We start from the raw sequence: 19,153 nt of genomic DNA, 5'->3' as shown, positions 1-19,153 counted from the left end.
ACGAATCCACCCGTCGAGCCCTGTGACGAAAGGACCACGCATGAGCACGGATCTCCCCGAATCGGACACCGAGGACATCGTCTTCGGCGACGATGACGGCGTCCTCTACGACGAAGAGGTCACGCCGGAGTTCGGCATCCTCGGCTTCACACTGCGTGAGCTGCTGATCGTGGGCGTCTGGTTGCTGTCCTTCGTCTTCTCCTTCTTCCCGCTGATCGGCGACCTCTCGCTGTGGGGCGTCGGCATCCAATGGATACTCCCGATCGCGCTCCCGACTGTCGCCGTCTTCCTTCTCGTGCTGCGCCGCTTCTCGCCCGACGGCATCCGCAGGGTCGGTTCGCTGGGCATCGATCAGTTCGCCTCGGTCGCGTTCTCCGTGTCAGCGGTGGTCTGGGCCGGCAGCCTGTGGCTCGCGATCTCTGCACTCGTCTCCGGAGGCACGTGGAGCCTTCCGTGGAACGGGGTGGCCCTGGTGATCACCTCTCTGGCCCTCGTCGTCCTCACCGTGTTCGCTCCGATCATCCCGGGGCTGAAGGAAGACTTCCACGGTCGCCTGGTGACTCTCGCGCACCGCAACGCGAATCCGGTGCGTCCGGTCATCGCGCGGCCGCGTCCTGAGCCTGCGCCGGCAGCGGAAGAACCGTCCGGCGAGTCGGCCGAGGCATCGCCTGCGGGGTCCGACTCGTCCGCATCCCTCGAGGGGGCAGAGGCGCAGGCCGACGGCCGGACAGATGTCATCGTCGATGGTGCGACGCCAGCGCTCGTGGTCCCGCTCGATGTCGAGCCCTCCGGGAGGCAGGCGACCGACGAGATCGCCCGATTCGACCTCGCCGAGCAGGTGCCCCTCACTGCCCACGCCTCGGGCGGCGGCATCGGTACCGAGCAGGAGTCCTCGGATGAGGAGTATGTGCCCGCCTACTCGCGTCGTTCGCGCGGTCAGGAACCCGAGATCGTCTCGGACACCGGGAGCATCGAGTCGCTTCTGGAGACGGCGGCGACGTATGAGACCGACGTCGTTGCGGAAGAGCCGGCGCCGCTGGTGTTGGAGGGCGTCTCCGACGCCGACCTCGAAGCGACCAACCCTCGCGAGGCGGCCCCCGCCGCTCAACCGTTCTGGATCCTCGCTCCCTCGGAGCGCGATGTCCACGACGAGCGTGGTGAACCGCTGTTCCGCATCGGCCCGAGCGCGTGGGCACTGGTGATCGAAGATCGTGGGGGTGCGTTCGTCGTGCGACATGACGACGGACGGATCGGCTACCTCCACGACATCTCCGACATCACGAAGGGCTGAAATGCGCACCATAGACCTGCGAGGGCGCGAGCTCTCGCCCGCAGGCATGCTCGCCGCGGTACCCCGGGCCACCCAGGCGCGTGCCGAAGCGCTCGATACCGCTGCGCGGATCGTCGAGGACGTGCGCGACCGTGGCGAGGACGCTCTTCGCGAGCAGGCCGAACGATTCGACGCCGTCACGGATCACGCCGTACGAGTGCCCGCCGAACACATCACCGCAGCGCTGGCTGAACTCGCCCCCGAGGTCAGAGGCGCGCTCGAGGAGGCGATCCGCCGAGTGCGTCTGGCCTCCGCCGCGCAGGTTCCGGCAACACAGGTCACCCGGATCGGGGACGGGGCCGTCATCACGCAGCGGTGGCAGCCGGTGCACCGCGTGGGGGTCTACATCCCCGGCGGCAAGGCCGTCTACCCGTCCAGCGTGATCATGAACGTCGTGCCCGCGCAGATCGCCGGGGTCGAGCAGATCGCGTTGGCATCGCCGCCGCAGTCGGATCAGGGCGGGCGGATTCACCCGACCATCCTCGCGGCGGCGGCTCTGCTGGGAGTGACGGAGGTATACGCGATGGGCGGTGCCGGAGCGATCGGCGCCCTGGCCTACGGTGTGCCGTCACTGGATCTCGATCCCGTCGATGTCGTCTCCGGTCCCGGCAACAACTACGTCGCGTCCGCGAAGCGCGCGGTCGCCGGTGTGGTCGGCACGGACTCGGAGGCCGGGGCGACCGAGATCCTCGTCGTCGCGGATTCCCACGCGGATCCGCGACTCATCGCCGCCGATCTCGTGAGCCAGGCTGAGCACGACGAGCAGGCGTCCGCGGTGCTGGTCACCGATGCGGCCGAGCTCGCCGAACAGGTCGCCGTCGAGGTGGAGCGCATGGCTGCGAGAACCCGCCACAGTGAGCGTGTCGCCGCCGCTCTCTCGGGACCGCAGTCCGCGATCGTCCTCGTGGATGACAGGGCCATGGCCACGGCGTTCAGCAACGCCTACGCGCCGGAGCACCTCGAGCTGCACCTCGTCGACGCCGAGGATGCCGCCGCCGACTTCACCAGTGCCGGTGCCGTGTTCGTCGGCGACCAGACGCCGGTCAGCCTCGGAGACTACATGGCGGGCAGCAACCACGTGCTGCCGACCGGGGGACAGGCGCGTTACGCCCCGGGTCTCGGGTCGTACACGTTCCTCCGTCCGCAGCAGGTCATCTCTTACGACAGGGCTGCGCTGGCTGCCGTGCGTGCCGGAGTTGTCGCCCTCGCCGACACCGAGGTGCTCCCCGCACACGGTGAAGCGATCGAGGCCCGTTTCACCGCGTAGGATCGGTCAGATGCACTGCCCCTTCTGTCGACACCCCGACTCCCGCGTCATCGATTCACGCACCAGCGACGACGGGCTCTCGATCAGGCGCCGTCGACAGTGCCCGGAGTGCGGTGGCCGTTTCACGACGACCGAGACCGCGAGCCTCAACGTGATCAAGCGTTCCGGCGTGATGGAGCCGTTCAGTCGCGAGAAGGTCATCACGGGCGTGCGGAAGGCATGCCAGGGCCGTCCGGTCACGGAGGGCGACCTCGCCGTGCTCGCACAGCGCGTGGAAGAGGCCGTGCGCCAGACCGGTGTCTCGCAGCTCGACACCAACGAGATCGGTCTCGCGATCCTCGGCCCGCTGCGTGAACTCGATGAGGTCGCGTTCCTGCGCTTCGCCAGCGTCTACCAGGCGTTCGACTCCCTCGAGGACTTCGAGGCCGCGATCACCGATCTGCGTGCCGACCACACGAAGAGGGAGTCCGAGGAGCGGTAATCTGGCAGGGATGTATCCGCTGCTCTTCCGCGCTGTCCTCTCGCGCTTCGATCCCGAGTTCGCCCACCACGCCGGCATGGCGGTGATCCGCGTTCTCGGCGTGCCCCCGTTCTCGTGGGCCACGCGTGCGATCACCCGTCCCGACCCGTCGCTGCGCGTCGAAGCGCTCGGTCTCACGTTCCCGTCACCGTTCGGCGTCGCCGCAGGTTTCGACAAGAACGCGGTGGGTGTGCGGGGACTCGCGGCTCTCGGCTTCGGGCACGTGGAAGTCGGCACCGTGACCGCGATACCGCAGGATGGCAACCCGAAGCCGCGGCTCTTCCGTCTCATCGCGGACCGTGCCGTGATCAATCGGATGGGCTTCAACAACGCGGGTGCGGATGCAGCGGCACGTCGTCTCGCACGCCTGCGTCGCGGGGCTCCCGACACGATCATCGGCGTCAACATCGGCAAGAGCCGAGTCGTCGAGGTCGAGGATGCGACGGCCGACTACGTGGCCTCGGCGGCGCGGCTGGCTCCGCTCGCCGACTATCTGGCCGTGAACGTGTCGTCTCCGAACACCCCGGGCCTTCGGGGACTGCAGGCCGTCGAAACGCTCGCGCCGCTGTTGCGTGCCGTGCGCGAGGCAGCCGGGGCCACTCCGCTGCTCGTCAAGATCGCACCGGACCTCTCTGACGAGGAGATCACGGCGATCGCGCAGATGGCGGTAGCCGAGGGGCTCGCAGGAATCATCGCTCACAACACCACGATCAGCCGAGACGGGCTGCTCACGGATGCCGCCACAGTCGAGGCTGCCGGAGCGGGAGGTCTGTCCGGAGCGCCGTTGAAGAAGCGCTCGCTCGAAGTGCTCCGCGTGGTGCGCGAAGCGGTTCCTTCCGACTTCTGCGTGATCGCCGTCGGGGGAGTGGAGACGCCGTCCGACGTGCAGGAGCGCCTCGATGCGGGGGCGACCCTCGTGCAGGGCTACACCGCTTTCCTGTACCGCGGTCCGTTCTGGGGCCGCGAGATCAACAGGGGACTGCTCAGTCGGGGTACTGGCCGCGCTTGACCTGCGGCTTCGGCAGACGCATGAAGCGCATCTGGAGCGCGCGCATCGCGGCGTACCATCCGAGGCCGCGCTCGAGGCGATCCTTGCCGAACTTCGCCGCGGCCTTGCGCTTGACCCGCATGCCGAGCAGGACCATGCCGCCGATGGCGATGACGAGGTAGCCCATCATGACGATGTAGGCGTAGAACGAGATGACCGTGTTGGCCGGAACGAGCGAGGCGAGGATGACCAGCACCATCACTCCCATCACGAACTCGGCCGGGTGCCAGCCGGCGTCCACGTAGTCGCGCGCCCAACGGCGCTGCGGGCCCTTGTCGCGGACGGGGAGGTACTTCTCCTCGCCGGCGGCCATGCCGGCCTGGGCGCGGGCACGACGTTCATTGAGGTCCGCCTTCGCGGCCGCCTTCGCTTCCTTGGTGTTGGCGACCAGGGGGCGGCGACGTGCTGCCTCTTGCTCCGCACGGGTCGGCGTCGCGCGCCCCTTGCCGACGGCAGTCGTCTCGGGGGCGTCGTCGTTCGTGGAAGGGGAGGTAGGGGTAGTGGACACGGAGTTCCTCGGTTCGCCGGCGGGGGATCACCTTAAGATTACTCGCATGACCTCTCCTGTTCCTCCCCGTGAGTCCGATGCCGCCGTCCTCGAGGCGGTGGCGACCGGAATCCCCGCAGCGCTGTCGGATCTCGGTCACCTCGTTCGCATTCCGGGTATGGCCTGGCCCGCGTTCGATCAGACCCAGCTGCAACGCAGTGCGGATGCCGTGGCGGCCCTGGCATCGGACACGGGGGTCTTCGACGAGGTGCGCGTGCTCCGCGCAGCGATCCCGGGCACCGAGGAGCAGGGACAGCCGGCCGTCCTCGCCACCCGCGCGGCACGCAACGGCAAGCCCACCATCCTGCTCTATGCGCACCACGACGTGCAGCCTCCTGGGGATGACGCCCTGTGGGAGACGCCGCCGTTCGAGCCGACCGTACGCGACGGGCGTCTCTACGGGCGTGGAGCGGCAGACGACAAGGCCGGGATCATGTCGCACATCGCCTCGATCCGTGCGGTGAGCGAGGTGCTCGGCGATGACCTCGAGCTCGGTATCGCGATGTTCATCGAGGGCGAAGAGGAGTATGGATCCCGTTCATTCGCCCAGTTCCTCTCCGACAACAAGGATGCGCTCCGCGCTGATGCCATCGTGGTCGCCGATTCCGGCAACTGGGATTCCGTGACTCCTGGTCTCACCGTCTCCCTCCGCGGCAACGCGCGCTTCACGATGCGCGTGCGCACCCTGGACCACGCCTCGCACTCCGGGATGTTCGGTGGCGCGGTGCCCGACGCGATGATGGCGACCGTCACGCTGCTGTCCACGCTGTGGAACGCCGACGGCTCGGTGGCGGTCGAGGGGATGACGGAGCGCGATGCGCCGACGCCGGACTACACCGAGGCGACTCTGCGCGATGAGGCCGGACTTCTGCCCGGCACCACTCCGATCGGTGACGGGACGATCCTCAGCCGCATCTGGAACAAGCCGTCGGTCACGGTGATCGGTATCGATGCCACGAGCGTCGCGGCGGCGTCCAACACGTTGCTCCCCGAGGTGACCGTCGTGATCAGCGCTCGCGTCGCCCCCGGGCAGACCGGTCAGGAAGCCTACGACGCACTCGAGGGTCATCTTCGCGCGCATGCGCCGTTCGGAGCAGAGCTCACGTTCTCGGATGTCGATCTCGGCGACGGCTTCCTGGTGGACACGAGCGGCTGGGCGGTCGCTCTGACCCGCGACGCCATGCGTGACGGCTACGGAGTCGCTCCGGTCGATCTGGGCGTGGGGGGATCGATCCCCTTCATCGCCGATCTGGTGCGAGAGTTCCCGGCCGCACAGATCCTGGTCACCGGTGTCGAAGATCCCCATTCGCGGGCACACAGCCCGAACGAGTCGCTGCACCTCGAAACGTTCCGTCATGCGGTCGCGACCGAGGCGCTGCTGCTGGCCCGCATGAATGAGGCGGAACTCTGAGCCTCACAGCATCTGCGGCGGTAGAATCATCCGAGAAGCCGTGCATCTGCGGCCCGTCACAAGGAGCGACATGAGCGACACCACACTCTCCCCAGAGACCACCCGCGCACACGGCGTCACCCTGACCGACGCTGCTGCCACGAAGGTGAAGAACCTCCTCGAGCAGGAAGGCCGCGACGACCTGCGTCTGCGTGTCGCCGTGCAGCCGGGCGGATGCTCGGGCCTGATCTACCAGCTGTACTTCGACGAGCGCTATCTCGAGGGCGACGAGACGGTCGACTTCGACGGCGTCGAGGTGATCATCGACAACATGAGCGTCCCGTACCTCGACGGTGCGGCGATCGACTTCAAGGACACGATCTCCGAGCAGGGGTTCACGATCGACAACCCCAATGCAGCGGGCAGCTGCGCCTGCGGCGACAGCTTCCACTGATCCTCGCTCTGCCGACTCGGCCGCCGTCACCATCGGTGACGGCGGCCGTTCTGGTTCCACAACCTGCGTGGATGGCATGAATCAGGTGTGAGGTTGCCCTAGACTTGGGTGTGCTCTGTTCGCGATCTGAAAGGTGCATCGTGCCCTCGAAACGCAGCCTTCGTTGGGCCGCCCTCCCTGTGGGAGTTGCGGCAGCCTTGGCCCTGGCGGGATGCTCTCCCACCGAGCTGAACGGCTTTCTTCCGGGCTTCGTGGAGGGTGGACCCGCGGCCACCAACCAGACCGAGCGTGTCTCGTCGCTCTGGGTCAACTCGTGGATCGTGCTTCTCGCCGTCGGCATCATCACCTGGGGCCTGATGGCTTGGGCGGCGATCGCCTACCGCCGTCGCAAGGGCCAGACCGGTCTCCCGGTGCAGATGCGCTACAACATGCCGATCGAGATCTTCTACACGATCGTGCCGCTCATCCTGGTTCTGGGCATGTTCTTCTTCACCGCCCGCGATCAGACGGAGATCGAGGCCAAGTGGGACGAGCCCGACGTCGAGATCACCGCCATCGCGAAGCAGTGGGCGTGGGACTTCCAGTACGACGGTGACGAGAAGGACAACTCCGACGCCGTGTGGACCATGGGCATCCAGGCCCAGCCCGACAAGGACGGCAACATCGATCAGGCGCAGCTGCCGACACTGGTGCTGCCGGTCGACAAGAAGGTCACGATCAACCTTCAGTCGCGCGACGTCATCCACTCCTTCTGGATCATCGACTTCCTGTACAAGAAGGACATGTTCATCGGGAAGGACAACTCCTGGTCGTTCATCCCCACCCGTGAGGGCGAGTACGCCGGCAAGTGCGCCGAGCTCTGCGGTGAGTACCACTCGATGATGCTCTTCAACGTGAAGGTCGTCTCGCAGAGCGAGTACGACTCCTACCTCGCGTCGCTCGAGGAGCAAGGCAACACCGGTGACATCACCGGCGCCTACGACCGTCTCTCGAACCTTCCGGGGACCACCCCGAAGACCGACACCGAGGAAGGAGGGGAGTAAGCCATGTCGACCACAGAAGCTCCCCGTACCGACGAGTCTCCCCGCTCGCGTCCCCAGACTCTGCCCGCACGCCAGGCCGCTCTCATGAGCTCCTCGCGCGTCGAGCAGAAGGGCAACATCGTCGTCAAGTGGATCACCTCCACCGACCACAAGACCATCGGGTACATGTACCTGATCGCGTCGGTGATGTTCTTCCTCCTCGGCGGTGTGATGGCACTCGTCATCCGTGCCGAGCTGTTCGCGCCGGGTATGCAGATCATCCCGACCAAGGAGCAGTACAACCAGCTGTTCACGATGCACGGCACGATCATGCTGCTGATGTTCGCGACGCCGCTGTTCGCCGGCTTCGCCAACGCGATCCTGCCCTTGCAGATCGGCGCCCCTGACGTCGCCTTCCCGCGTCTGAACGCCTTCGCCTTCTGGCTCTTCCTGTTCGGCTCCACGATCGCGGTGGCCGGCTTCCTCACCCCGCAGGGCGCGGCATCCTTCGGGTGGTTCGCCTATCAGCCGTTGGCAGGGGCATCGTTCTCGCCGGGTGCGGGTGGAAACCTCTGGATGGTGGGTCTCGGCATCTCCGGATTCGGAACGATCCTCGGTGCCGTCAACTTCATCACCACGATCATCACGATGCGTGCCCCCGGCATGACGATGTGGCGCATGCCGATCTTCTCGTGGAACACGCTCATCACGAGCCTCCTGATCCTGATGGCGTTCCCGGTGCTTGCCGCAGCCATCTTCGCCGCGGCAGCCGACCGCATCCTCGGTGCTCACATCTACGACCCGGCCAACGGCGGCGTTCTGCTCTGGCAGCACCTGTTCTGGTTCTTCGGTCACCCCGAGGTGTACATCATCGCGCTGCCGTTCTTCGGTATCGTCTCCGAGATCTTCCCGGTCTTCAGCCGCAAGCCGATCTTCGGATACAAGACCCTCGTCTACGCGACGATCGCCATCGCTGCTCTCTCGGTCGCGGTGTGGGCTCACCACATGTATGTGACGGGCTCGGTCCTGCTGCCGTTCTTCGCGCTCATGACGATGCTGATCGCCGTGCCGACGGGTGTGAAGATCTTCAACTGGATCGGTACCCTCTGGCGAGGGTCGGTCACCTTCGAGACTCCGATGGTCTTCGCTCTCGGGTTCCTCGTGTCGTTCGTCTTCGGTGGTCTGACCGGTGTCATCCTCGCGGCTCCGCCGCTGGACTTCGCCCTCTCCGACTCGTACTTCGTGGTCGCCCACTTCCACTACGTGGTGTTCGGAACCGTGGTGTTCGCCATGTTCGCCGGCTTCTACTTCTGGTGGCCGAAGTGGACCGGACGCATGCTGAACGAGCGTCTCGGCTACGTGCACTTCTGGCTTCTGTTCATCGGTTTCCACATGACCTTCCTCATCCAGCACTGGCTGGGCGTCGACGGCATGGTGCGTCGTTACGCCGACTACTCGGAGGCCGACGGATGGACCTGGCAGAACCAGGTCTCGACGATCGGTGCCATCATCCTGGGCGCTTCGATGCTGCCGTTCTTCCTGAACGTCTGGATCACCGCCCGCAAGGCGCCGAAGGTCACGGTCAACGACCCGTGGGGCTACGGCGGATCGCTCGAGTGGGCGACGTCCTGCCCGCCCCCGCGCCACAACTTCACGTCGATCCCGCGCATCCGCAGCGAGCGGCCTGCGTTCGACCTGAATCACCCGGAGGCTGCGGAGTTCGCCACGACGGCTCCCGGCGAGCGAGAGGCCCACTAAGTCATGCGCGACAACGTCATTCTCTGGTGGATCCTGACGGCGTTCTTCGCTCTCGTCGGAGTCGTCTACACCGGTTGGCACATCCTGGCCACACCGAACGACAACTTCGCGATGCGAATCGAGTGGGTCGGTACGGTCGCCCTGTTCTTCGCCGCCTTCATGGCAGCGATGATCGCGTTCTATCTCGATCGCACTCACAAGGCGCAGCGTGGTGAGCTGCCCGAAGACATCCTGACCTCCGACATCGACGACGGTGACCCGGAGCTCGGCGAGTTCAGCCCGTGGTCCTGGTGGCCCATCGTCCTCGCTGCCTCGGCGGGAGTCTTCGTCGTGGGGCTCGCGGTCGGGCACTTCCTCCTGCCGATCGGCCTCGCGATCTTCGTCGTCGCGATCGTCGGCTGGGTGTACGAGTACTACCGCGGCAACTTCGCCCGCTGACCCAGCTGCACGGAAGAAGGCCCCCGGAGGAATCCGGGGGCCTTCTTCGTGCGCCGGGGCCGTGATCAGGCGTGGGCGCGAATGCGTGCGATGCCGGTCAACGGATCCACGGGGCGGTGGTGGACGCCATCGCTGTCTTCGACCGCGTAACCCTCGCGGACCCAGTACTCGAAACCGCCGATCATCTCGCGTACGGCGTATCCGAGGCGGGCGAACTCGAGCGCGCCCTTGGCGCCGGCGTTGCAGCCGGGGCTCCAGCAGTAGACGACCACGTCCGCACCCTCGGGGATCTCGGTGGCAGCACGCGAGGCGATCTCGCTGTAGTGCATGTGCACGGCACCGGCGATCCGCCCCTGGGCCCACGCCTCGTCGGAGCGGACGTCGACGACGACGATGTTCTCGCCGGCCTTGAGCGCCGCGTGCACATCGCTGGGGTCTGTCTCATAGGTCAACTTGGCTGCGTAGAACTCGGCACGATCGATCATGATTCCAGCCTACGGAGACACGCGGGAACCATCCGGCGGAATCCAGTCGCTCAGCGACGGATTGCGGTCAATGCCGGAGCCGGGGGTATACGCCAGCCAGGGCGGCCCGGCGAGGTCAGCGGCAGAGGTGCCGTCGTCGGTCGTGGCGCGTTCGACGATCGACGTACTGCTACCGATCAGAGCACATCCGTGGATCAGAGCACATCCGTGAATCAGAGCACAGCCGTGAATCAGAGCACAGCCGTGAATCAGAGCACAGCCGTCATCTGCGTGCGCGGTCCGTGCTCGAAGAGGCCCAGCGCGGATTCGACCTGGACCAGATCTCGGAGCAGTGAGGTGTCCGGCTCGCTCACGACGAAGCCGCAGGACGTGTAGAAGGGGGCGTTCCAGGGCACGTCGATGTAGGTGCGAAGGGTGATCTCGGTATGACCCCGGTGGCGCGATTCCGTGAGCGCGGCCGTGACGAGCTCACGGCCGATACCCTGGCGTCCGTAAGAGGGAAGCACCGAGAGCTGCTCGAGATGCGCGTGGCCGTCGAGCTCCAGCACGTGCACGAAGCCGACAACGACCGGCGTCGTGGTGGTCCCGTCGTGGTGTTCGGCGACGAGGACGAAGCCCGGCATCGACGCGCGTTCCTGCGGGGGCGTCGGGGGAGGCCAGTCGACGGCTCCGAACCGTTCGATGAGGAGGGCATCGGCGGCCACTTCGATCTGTTCCGTTGCCGCGTCATCGTCGGGCGCGGCCGGGCGGACGACGACGTTGATGCTCATTCGGAGACAGCCGCGATCGCTTCGATCTCGACCAGCTGGTCGTCGTAGCCGAGCACCGTCACGCCCAGGAGCGTGCTGGGCACGTCGTGCGCGCCGAAAGCCGCATGGATGACATCCCAGGCCGCGACGAGGTCGGCCTGCGATGAGGAGGCCACGAGTACCCGCGTGCTGATGACGTCGGTGATGGTCGCGCCGGCGATCTCGAGCGCCCCCTGGAGGGTCTCTACGCACTTGGCCGCCTGAGCGGCGTAGTCACCGGGTGCAGCAGTCGTGCCATCGTCGTTCAGCGGGCACGCGCCGGCGAGGAAGATCAGGCGTGAGCCGGCCGGTGCGGTCGCGGCGTAGGCGTAGGGGACTTCGGCGAGGGCGGTGCCGCGGATCAGCTGGACGACGGACGACATGGATCGATCCTCTCATTAGGGGATTAACGATGAAGGCCCCGTCCGCAGGGACGAGGCCTTCATCAGTGGGGGAGTGGCGACTACTCGCCATCCTCCGACTTCTTGCGAGGCTTCTTCACCGGCTCGGTCGCGATGACCGTGCTCGGCGTGTTCGGCGTCTCGTCGACGTGGGTCTCATCGACCGTGAGCGGGGCGTCAGGGAATCCTGCGCGCTCGTGGGCACCCTGGATCTCTGCAGCCTCGGTCTCGTCGTTGTGAGCCGTGACGTGGTGCTGGTGAGCATCCGCCGCCTCGACCTCGGCCTGCGTGAGCGGGGCGAGACGGTCCTCGAAGAACCAACGGGAGATCGAGGAACGGAGGTTCTCGGTCCACGGGATGCGGCCCTTGTCATTGGGGCGCACCACGAGGGGCTCGTAAGTGTCGACGTCGATCAGCTTCCAGCGGTCGTACTTGTCGACCGGCTGGTGCACCTCGATGAACTCGCCACCGGGGAGGCGGACGATGCGGCCGGACTCGAAACCGTGCAGCACGATCTCGCGGTCCTTCTTCTGCAGCGCGATGCAGATGCGCTTCGTGACGAAGTAACCCAGGATCGGCCCGAGGAAGAGCAGGGCCTGCAGCGTGTGGATCACGCCCTCCATCGTGAGCATGAAGTGCGTCGCGATGAGGTCGGACGATGCCGCGGCCCAGAGGACGGCGTAGAAGATGACGCCGGCCACACCGATCGCCGTGCGCGTCGCGGCGTTGCGCGGGCGCTGTGCGATGTGGTGCTCGCGCTTGTCTCCGGTGACCCACGCCTCGATGAAGGGGTAGATCGCCACCGCCACGATGAACAGGCCGAGGACCAGAACCGGGGCGATGATGCCGAACGACCAGGTGTGGTCGAGGAAGACGATGTCCCAGTTCGACGGTGCCAGACGCAGGGCGCCGTCGGCAAAGCCGATGTACCAGTCGGGCTGGGTGCCGGCAGAGACAGGGGACGGGTCATACGGACCGTAGTTCCAGATCGGGTTGATCTGGAAGAACGTCGCGATCAACACGATGGTGCCGAAGACGATGAACAGGTATCCGCCCATCTTGGACATGTACACCGGCATCATCGGGTAGCCCACGACGTTGTCGTTCGTGCGGCCCGGGCCGGCGAACTGCGTGTGCTTGTTGATGATCATGAGCATCAGGTGCACCACGATCAGCGCGATGACGAGCATCGGCAGCAGCAGGATGTGCAGCGTGTACAGGCGTCCGACGATGTCGGTACCCGGGAACTCGCCACCGAAGAGGAGGAACGAGGTCCAGGTGCCGATCAGGGGGAGACCCTTGATCATGCCGTCGATGATGCGGAGGCCGTTGCCCGAGAGCAGGTCGTCGGGAAGCGAGTATCCGGTGAAGCCCTCGGCCATCGCGAGGATGAAGAGGATGAAGCCGATCACCCAGTTGAGCTCACGCGGCTTGCGGAAGGCACCGGTGAAGAACACGCGGAGCATGTGCACGCCGATGCCGGCGATGAACACGAGGGCGGCCCAGTGGTGGATCTGCCGGACCAGGAGTCCACCGCGCAGATCGAAGGAGATGTGCAGCGACGACTCGAGCGCCGCGGACATCTCGATACCCCGCATCGGAGCGTAGGCGCCGGTGTAGTGGGTCTCGACCATGGACGCCTGGAAGAAGAACGTCAGGAAGGTTCCGGAGAGGAACACCACGACGAAGCTCCAGAGCGCGATCTCGCCGAGCATGAACGACCAGTGGTCGGGGAAGATCTTGCGTCCGAGCTCCTTGACGAAGCCGGAGAGGCTGGTGCGCTCATCGATGTAGTTCGACGCGGCACCGACGAAGCGACCGCCGAGGGGCGCTTTGGTGTCCTTGTCCTCTTTGGACAGCGTTGCGGTGCTCAATGGCGCTCCCAGAAGCTCGGGCCGACGGGTTCCTTGAAGTCGCTGCGTGCGACCAGGTAGCCCTCGTCATCGACGGTGATGGGCAGCTGCGGCAGCGGACGAGCCGCCGGGCCGAAGATGACCTTTGCATGGTCCGTGACGTCGAACTGCGACTGGTGGCACGGGCACAGCAGGTGGTGGGTCTGCTGCTCGTACAGAGCCACAGGGCATCCGACGTGCGTGCAGACCTTGGAGTACGCGACGATGCCGTCGTAGGACCAGTCCTTGCGGTCCTCGGCCTCGATCAGCTGCTCGGGGCGCAGGCGCATCATCAGCACGATGGCCTTGGCCTTCTCTTCGAGGTAGCCGTCGCTGTGGCTGAGGGTGGCGAGTTCCTCCGGGATCACGTGGAACGCCGAACCCAGGGTGACGTCAGCCGCGCGGATCGGGGTGCCGTCGGGATCGCGCACCAGGCGCGCACCCTCTTCCCACATGGTGTGCTTGAGCAGCACGACCGGGTCGCCCGCGGTGGGGTCTTCCGGAGTGGAGTGCGGCGCCAGGCCACGGAACAGCGTCACGCCGGGGATGATCGAGGCGACGATCGCGGCGAAAAGCGAGTTTCGGATCATTGAGCGACGGCCGAAGCCCGACTCTTCATTCGCGTCGGAGAAGGCCTTGATGGCCGCTTCGCGCGTGGAGTCCTTGCCACGGGTGGGGTGGCGGTGCTCGATGAACTCCTTGTCGGACATGAGGGCCTTGGACCAGTGGATGGCACCGATGCCGAGGGCCAGCAGCGCGAGCGCGATGCCGAGACCGATGAAGAGGTTGTTCTGCCGGATGTCGATGAGCGCGCCGCTCTCGATCGGGAACAGCATGTAGGCGGCGACCGCCCAGATGCTGCCGGCGAGCGAGAGATAGAACAGCGTGTAGACAGTGCGGACAGCGGCTTTCTCGGCGCGCGGGTCCTTATCGGTCATCCGCTCGCGGTGCGGCGGAAGCCCGGGGTTCTGCACGGGATCGCTGACTGCGACACCCAGCCCCGGAGAGGGCTGGTAGGCCCTGTCAAGAGCCTGCGAGTCGTCGTCGTGTGCCATGGTGCTCCTCGTACGTTCCTCTTCGATGATTAAGCGTCAGTTGGACTTCGCCGTGATCCACACGGTGACGGCGACGAGCGCGCCGATACCGAAGATCCACACGAACAGGCCTTCGGAGACCGGACCGAGCGAGCCCAGCGAGAAGCCACCGATCTGCACGGACTGCTGCTGGAAGAGCAGCGCCGAGATGATGTCTCGCTTGTCCTCGTCGGACAGGTTCATGTCGCCGAAGACCGGCATGTTCTGGGGGCCGGTGACCATGGCGGCATACATGTGCAGCGCGCTGGTCTCGCTGAGTCCGGGGGCGTACTTGCCCTCGGTGAGCGCTCCACCCGCGGCGGCCACGTTGTGGCACATCGCGCAGTTGACGCGGAACAGCTCGGCACCGTTTGAGACATCGCCCTTGCCGTCGAGGATGTGGTCCGACGGGAACGTCGGGCCGGGAGCCTCGGACTGGACGAAGGACGAGATCGCGAGGATCTGGTCCTCGGTGAACTGCGGGGCCTTCTGCGGCGCCTGGGGGCCCTGCATCTGCAGAGGCATGCGGCCGGTCGACAGCTGGAACTCGGTCGCCAGCTCACCCACGCCGTAGAGGCTGGGGCCATTGGCGGTTCCCTGCAGGTCGAGACCGTGGCAGGTGGCGCAGTTGGCCGTGAACAGCTTCTTGCCGTCCTCGACGGTCAACTGCGAGGTCGCCGCCGACTGGGTGTCGGTCGCGGCGAACGCAGCGGTCGCGCCGGCGTACACGGCGCCGGTGATCATGAGGCCTGCGCCGATGAGCGCGGCCGCCGCCAAAGGGCTGCGACGACCGCTGGAACGGCGCTTCTTCTCTCGTGCCATCTCGGGGATCAGCTCCGCTCTTATTTCAGGAAGTAGATAACGAGGAACAGCACGATCCAGACGACGTCGACGAAGTGCCAGTAGTAGGACACCACGATCGAGGAGGTCGCCTCCTTGTGCCGGAAGTTCTTGACGGCGTATGCGCGTCCGATGACGAGCAGGAACGCGACCAGTCCGCCGGTGACGTGCAGGGCGTGGAAGCCCGTCGTCAGGTAGAACGCGGAAGCGTACGAGTCAGCGCTGATGGGCATGCCCTCAGCAACGAGCTGGGCATACTCCCAGACCTGGCCGGAGACGAAGATCGCGCCCAGGGCGAAGGTGAGGAAGAACCACTCGACCATTCCCCATCCGAACAGGCGACGGCGTCCTGCGCCGTTCTTCTGTCCCTTGCCGATCTTGTAGGGCTGCAGGTCCTCTGCCGCGAACACGCCCATCTGGCACGTGAACGAGGAGAGTACGAGGATCGCAGTGTTTACTGCGGCGAACGGGACGTTCAGCAGCTCGGTCCGGGCCGCCCACAGCTCCGGGGAGGTGCTGCGGAGGGTGAAGTAGATCGCGAAGAGTCCCGCGAAGAACATCACCTCACTGCCGAGCCACACAATGGTGCCGACAGCTACCGGGTTGGGCCGCTTAATCGTTCTCGCCGCCGGGGCATACGTCGCTGAGGTCGTCACCCCTCCATTATGGCCGATCCGCGGGCGTGATTCTTGCACCGGCGACCTTCGAGTTGCCGGTCGACGACTTAGGAGACCCTAAGAAAACACTGCGAATACCCGGTGAATCCGCGGGAAACAAGGGGTGGGGGTGGGGTGCACGTGTGTTCGGAAGCATCTGCATGTTTTCTCTGCGCCGATAGGATCGCACACATGGCTGATTCCCTGACCTGGTCCGACGTGCTCACCTCTCTTCTGGAGCGTCGCGATCTCAGCGTGTGGGAGTCGACGTGGGCCATGCGGCAGATCATGCAGGGCAACGTCACGGAGGCCCAGCTGGCAGGATTCCTCGTCGCTCTTCGTGCCAAGGGGGAGACGATCGACGAGATCGTCGGCTTCCGCGACGCGATCCTCGAGGCTGCGGTCCCTCTTCCCGTCTCTCCTGATGTGCTCGACATCGTCGGGACGGGCGGCGACCGCGTCGGCACGGTGAACGTCTCGACCACGGCGGCGATCATCATCGGCGCCACCGGCGTGCCCGTCGTCAAGCACGGCAACCGTGCGGCGAGTTCGGCTTCCGGTTCCTCAGACGTGCTCGGTGCTCTCGGCCTCGAACTGTCACTCGACCCCGCCGCCGTCGCATCCATCCTCGACCGCACCGGGATCACCTTCGCGTGGGCGGGCGCGTTCCACCCCGGCTTCAAGCACGCAGGACCCGTCCGCGCGGAGCTCGGGGTTCCCACCGTCTTCAACATGCTCGGGCCGCTGTGCAACCCCGCGCGCGCCGAAGCCAACGCCGTGGGTGTCGCGCAGATCGAGCGCGTACCGCTGATCACCGGCGTCTTCCGGACCCGCGGCGCGACCGCGCTGGTGTTCCGAGGCGACGATGGACTCGACGAGCTCACCACGACCGGCCACAGCCGCATCTGGGAGGTCACCCGCGGGGACATCCACGAGCACGACCTCGACCCCCGTGACCTCGACATCCCGATCGCCGACCTGGCCGACCTGATCGGCGGATCGCCGCAGCACAACGCGGAGGTGCTGCGACGGACGCTGGCGGGGGAGACCGGGGCGGTGCGCGACATCGTGCTGCTCAATGCGGCGGCGGGCATCGTCGCGTTCGAACTCTCCCAGGACGCCATGCAGGTGCAGCGCCCGATCCTCGAACGACTGCGCGAGGGGTACGACAAGGCATCGGCGGCGGTCGACGACGGCCGTGCCCTGGCCAAGCTCGACCAGTGGATCTCCGTCAGTCGCGAGCTGGCGGCCCCGAAGGAGTGACCGTGGATCCCGTCGACGCCCTGCTGGAGATCGCCTCTCTTCTGGAGCGCGAGCGGGCCTCACGGTACCGAGCGAAGGCTTTTCGTCAGGCTGCCGCGACCCTGCAGGATCTCCCGGACGACGTCCGGGCCGATCCCACCCGCCTGAGAGCGGCGAAGGGCATCGGAGAATCCACCTTCGCGGTGATCCGTCAGGCGCAGGCCGGGCAGGTGCCGGACTACCTCGTCGAGCTGCGTGGCGACGTCGAACCTGAGCGTGTCTCGCTGCTGCGCACGAAGCTGCGCGGCGACCTGCACGCTCACACCGACTGGTCCGACGGCACTACTCCCATCTCTGTCATGGCAGCGGCAGCTCGCGCGTTGGGCCATGAGTATCAGGCGATAACGGATCACTCGCCGCGTCTTCGGGTGGCCAGAGGGCTCTCGGCCGAGCGGCTTCGGGAGCAGATGCCCCTGGTGCGTGCGGAGTCCGGTGACGGTTTCACCCTGCTCGCCGGCATCGAGGTCGACATCCTCGAGGACGGCGCTCTCGACCAGGAGGACTCCCTGCTCCGCGAACTGGACATCGTCGTGGCATCGGTGCATTCGAAGTTGCGGATGGACTCGCGTCCGATGACCGCACGCATGATCGCCGCGGTGTCGCACCCCAGGGTGAACGTGCTCGGGCACTGCACCGGGCGCCTGGTGCAGGGGGAACGAGGGACCCGCCCGGAGTCGGCGTTCGACGCGGCTGCGGTTTTCGCCGCCTGCGCGGACAACGGGGTGGCGGTCGAGATCAACTCGCGCCCCGAGCGTCAGGATCCGCCGGATGAACTGATCGCTATCGCGCTCGAAGCCGGATGCCTGTTCTCCATCGACTCGGATGCGCATGCTCCCGGTCAGCTCTCGTTGCTGGATCACGGCGCGGAGCGAGCCGAGCGCGCGGGGATTCCCGCCTCCCGGATCGTGACGACCTGGGGACTCTCCCGGCTTCTCGCCTGGGCGGAATAGGTGCAGCTGCGGTTGAACGGGGGTCAGCCGGACGCGAGGGCGGCCTTCGACACCGCTGCCACCGCGCGCGTCATCGAGCCGCCGAGGTTCCACTTCTCGGCGAGAGCCGTCGCCGCATCGACCTCCGCGGGATCGAGCACCCGCAACGGGATATCGGGCGTCGTGATGGGAAGCGACGTGGCGACCGCGACCACGGTGGGGGCCACATCGAGGTAGGCGGATGCGGCCAGCACCTTCGCCCGCACCCCGGCGCTCATGCCCTCTCCGGCCTCGGCGGCCGCGCGGATGCCCTCGAGATCGGCGTGGGTCTGCAGCAGCGTCGCGGCGGTCTTCTCACCGACCCCGGCCACACCGGGAAGACCGTCTGAGGCGTCGCCGCGCATGGTGGCGAAGTCGGCATACTGCGAGGGGAGCACCCCGTACTTCGCGACCACGGTCGCATCGGTCACGACCTCGAGATTGCTCATGCCGCGCGCGGTGTAGATGACCCGCACATCGCGGGAGTCGTCGACGAGCTGGAACAGATCGCGGTCTCCGGTGACGATGTCGACCGGCATCGTCGCTCCGGTCGCGAGCGTGCCGATGACGTCGTCGGCCTCGTGCTCCGCCACCCCGATGATCGGGATCCCGATCGCGGCGAGCGTCTCCCGGATGAGGGGGATCTGCGCTTCGAGGGGGTCGGGGACCTCTTCGATGTCAGGTCCGACCTCGACGACCTCGACGACACGGTGCGTCTTGTAGCTGGGGATCAGATCGACGCGCCATTGCGGGCGCCAGTCGTCATCCCAGCAGGCGATGACATGGGTGGGCTCGTAGAGCGTGACGAGCTTCGCGATGATGTCGAGCAGACCGCGCGCCGCGTTGATCGGAGCGCCGTCGGGCGCCGTCACCTTGTCGGGGACGCCGTAGAAGGCGCGGAAGTAGAGGCTGGCGGTGTCGAGCAGCATGAGGCGATCGGTCACCAGCACAGTCTGGCACGGGCGTGCGACACG

General features: G+C 66.5%; 20 protein-coding genes. 11 read left to right on the top strand and 9 right to left on the bottom strand.

The genetic code is table 11. From position 1 onward, the window contains the following. Positions 1–40 precede the first annotated feature (40 nt). From L687_RS40485 to L687_RS40470, 4 genes are read left to right on the top strand one after another with little or no spacing between them, the layout of a single operon-like run. Positions 41–1,291 carry a hypothetical protein gene (locus L687_RS40485; protein ID WP_021201561.1) on the top strand — a complete coding sequence of 417 codons (1,251 nt, stop codon included), beginning with the start codon at positions 41–43 and terminating at the stop codon, positions 1,289–1,291. A gap of 1 nt (position 1,292) precedes the next feature. Continuing rightward, a complete protein-coding gene (hisD, locus tag L687_RS40480; protein WP_021201560.1) occupies positions 1,293–2,597 on the top strand; it encodes a histidinol dehydrogenase in 1,305 nt (434 codons plus the stop codon). Positions 2,598–2,607: 10 nt separating this feature from the next. Continuing rightward, positions 2,608–3,078 carry a transcriptional regulator NrdR gene (gene nrdR, locus L687_RS40475; protein ID WP_021201559.1) on the top strand — a complete coding sequence of 157 codons (471 nt, stop codon included), beginning with the start codon at positions 2,608–2,610 and terminating at the stop codon, positions 3,076–3,078. A gap of 10 nt (positions 3,079–3,088) precedes the next feature. After that, positions 3,089–4,126, top strand: coding sequence for a quinone-dependent dihydroorotate dehydrogenase (locus L687_RS40470; protein ID WP_021201558.1), 1,038 nt, complete (start codon positions 3,089–3,091; stop codon positions 4,124–4,126). Here L687_RS40470 and L687_RS40465 read toward each other — a convergent pair. Beyond that, positions 4,101–4,673 carry a DUF3043 domain-containing protein gene (locus L687_RS40465; protein WP_021201557.1) on the bottom strand — a complete coding sequence of 191 codons (573 nt, stop codon included), beginning with the start codon at positions 4,671–4,673 and terminating at the stop codon, positions 4,101–4,103. The two genes, L687_RS40470 and L687_RS40465, sit on opposite strands and share 26 nt — an antisense overlap. Before the next feature lie 46 nt (positions 4,674–4,719). On the opposite strand from L687_RS40465, the gene L687_RS40460 reads away from it, so the two are divergent. The 5 genes from L687_RS40460 to ctaF all read left to right on the top strand — a co-directional run bounded on the left by L687_RS40460 (position 4,720) and on the right by ctaF (position 9,774). Then, positions 4,720–6,123: a dipeptidase gene (locus L687_RS40460; RefSeq protein WP_021201556.1), complete on the top strand. Its 1,404-nt coding sequence runs from the start codon at positions 4,720–4,722 to the stop codon at positions 6,121–6,123. A 70-nt stretch (positions 6,124–6,193) separates the two neighbouring features. Continuing rightward, the gene (erpA, locus tag L687_RS40455; RefSeq protein ID WP_017830247.1) at positions 6,194–6,556 is read left to right on the top strand and encodes an iron-sulfur cluster insertion protein ErpA; all 363 of its coding nucleotides are present in this window, start codon (positions 6,194–6,196) and stop codon (positions 6,554–6,556) included. 140 nt (positions 6,557–6,696) lie between these two features. Next, complete coding sequence (gene ctaC, locus L687_RS40450; protein WP_029258335.1) at positions 6,697–7,599, top strand: aa3-type cytochrome oxidase subunit II; 903 nt, start codon at positions 6,697–6,699, stop codon at positions 7,597–7,599. A 3-nt stretch (positions 7,600–7,602) separates the two neighbouring features. After that, entirely contained in the window at positions 7,603–9,336 is a 1,734-nt protein-coding gene (gene ctaD, locus L687_RS40445; protein WP_021201554.1) for an aa3-type cytochrome oxidase subunit I, read from the top strand. 3 nt (positions 9,337–9,339) lie between these two features. Further along, positions 9,340–9,774, top strand: a complete 435-nt coding sequence (gene ctaF / locus L687_RS40440; protein WP_021201553.1) for an aa3-type cytochrome oxidase subunit IV — start codon at positions 9,340–9,342, stop codon at positions 9,772–9,774. A 65-nt stretch (positions 9,775–9,839) separates the two neighbouring features. On the opposite strand, the gene L687_RS40435 is transcribed toward ctaF, so the two are convergent. From L687_RS40435 to ctaE, 7 genes are all read right to left on the bottom strand, one after another. Further along, positions 9,840–10,259, bottom strand: a complete 420-nt coding sequence (locus L687_RS40435; RefSeq protein ID WP_021201552.1) for a rhodanese-like domain-containing protein — start codon at positions 10,257–10,259, stop codon at positions 9,840–9,842. 248 nt (positions 10,260–10,507) lie between these two features. Then, on the bottom strand, positions 10,508–11,029 hold the full coding sequence (locus L687_RS40430; RefSeq protein WP_021201551.1) for a GNAT family N-acetyltransferase: 522 nt from the start codon (positions 11,027–11,029) through the stop codon (positions 10,508–10,510). Further along, positions 11,026–11,430, bottom strand: coding sequence for a RidA family protein (locus L687_RS40425; protein WP_021201550.1), 405 nt, complete (start codon positions 11,428–11,430; stop codon positions 11,026–11,028). Before L687_RS40425 ends, L687_RS40430 begins: the two co-directional genes overlap by 4 nt. Before the next feature lie 80 nt (positions 11,431–11,510). Then, entirely contained in the window at positions 11,511–13,322 is a 1,812-nt protein-coding gene (qcrB, locus tag L687_RS40420; protein ID WP_021201549.1) for a cytochrome bc1 complex cytochrome b subunit, read from the bottom strand. Then, complete coding sequence (gene qcrA, locus L687_RS40415) at positions 13,319–14,395, bottom strand: cytochrome bc1 complex Rieske iron-sulfur subunit (protein ID WP_021201548.1); 1,077 nt, start codon at positions 14,393–14,395, stop codon at positions 13,319–13,321. Before qcrA ends, qcrB begins: the two co-directional genes overlap by 4 nt. A gap of 36 nt (positions 14,396–14,431) precedes the next feature. Further along, the gene (qcrC, locus tag L687_RS40410; protein WP_029258331.1) at positions 14,432–15,235 is read right to left on the bottom strand and encodes a cytochrome bc1 complex diheme cytochrome c subunit; all 804 of its coding nucleotides are present in this window, start codon (positions 15,233–15,235) and stop codon (positions 14,432–14,434) included. A 20-nt stretch (positions 15,236–15,255) separates the two neighbouring features. Then, a complete protein-coding gene (gene ctaE / locus L687_RS40405; protein WP_029258330.1) occupies positions 15,256–15,909 on the bottom strand; it encodes an aa3-type cytochrome oxidase subunit III in 654 nt (217 codons plus the stop codon). A 192-nt stretch (positions 15,910–16,101) separates the two neighbouring features. On the opposite strand from ctaE, the gene trpD reads away from it, so the two are divergent. Together trpD and L687_RS40395 are read left to right on the top strand one after the other, a co-directional pair. Then, positions 16,102–17,172: an anthranilate phosphoribosyltransferase gene (trpD, locus tag L687_RS40400; RefSeq protein WP_021201545.1), complete on the top strand. Its 1,071-nt coding sequence runs from the start codon at positions 16,102–16,104 to the stop codon at positions 17,170–17,172. Positions 17,173–17,174: 2 nt separating this feature from the next. Next, positions 17,175–18,161, top strand: coding sequence for a PHP domain-containing protein (locus L687_RS40395; RefSeq protein WP_029258328.1), 987 nt, complete (start codon positions 17,175–17,177; stop codon positions 18,159–18,161). 23 nt (positions 18,162–18,184) lie between these two features. On the opposite strand, the gene L687_RS40390 is transcribed toward L687_RS40395, so the two are convergent. Beyond that, positions 18,185–19,123, bottom strand: a complete 939-nt coding sequence (locus tag L687_RS40390) for a 5'-3' exonuclease (RefSeq protein WP_029258327.1) — start codon at positions 19,121–19,123, stop codon at positions 18,185–18,187. Between the last annotated feature and the right edge of the window lie 30 nt (positions 19,124–19,153).

Source organism: Microbacterium maritypicum MF109 (assembly GCF_000455825.1).
Taxonomy (GTDB): Bacteria; Actinomycetota; Actinomycetes; order Actinomycetales; family Microbacteriaceae; genus Microbacterium; species Microbacterium maritypicum_A.
This window is presented reverse-complemented; position numbering and strand designations above follow the sequence as displayed.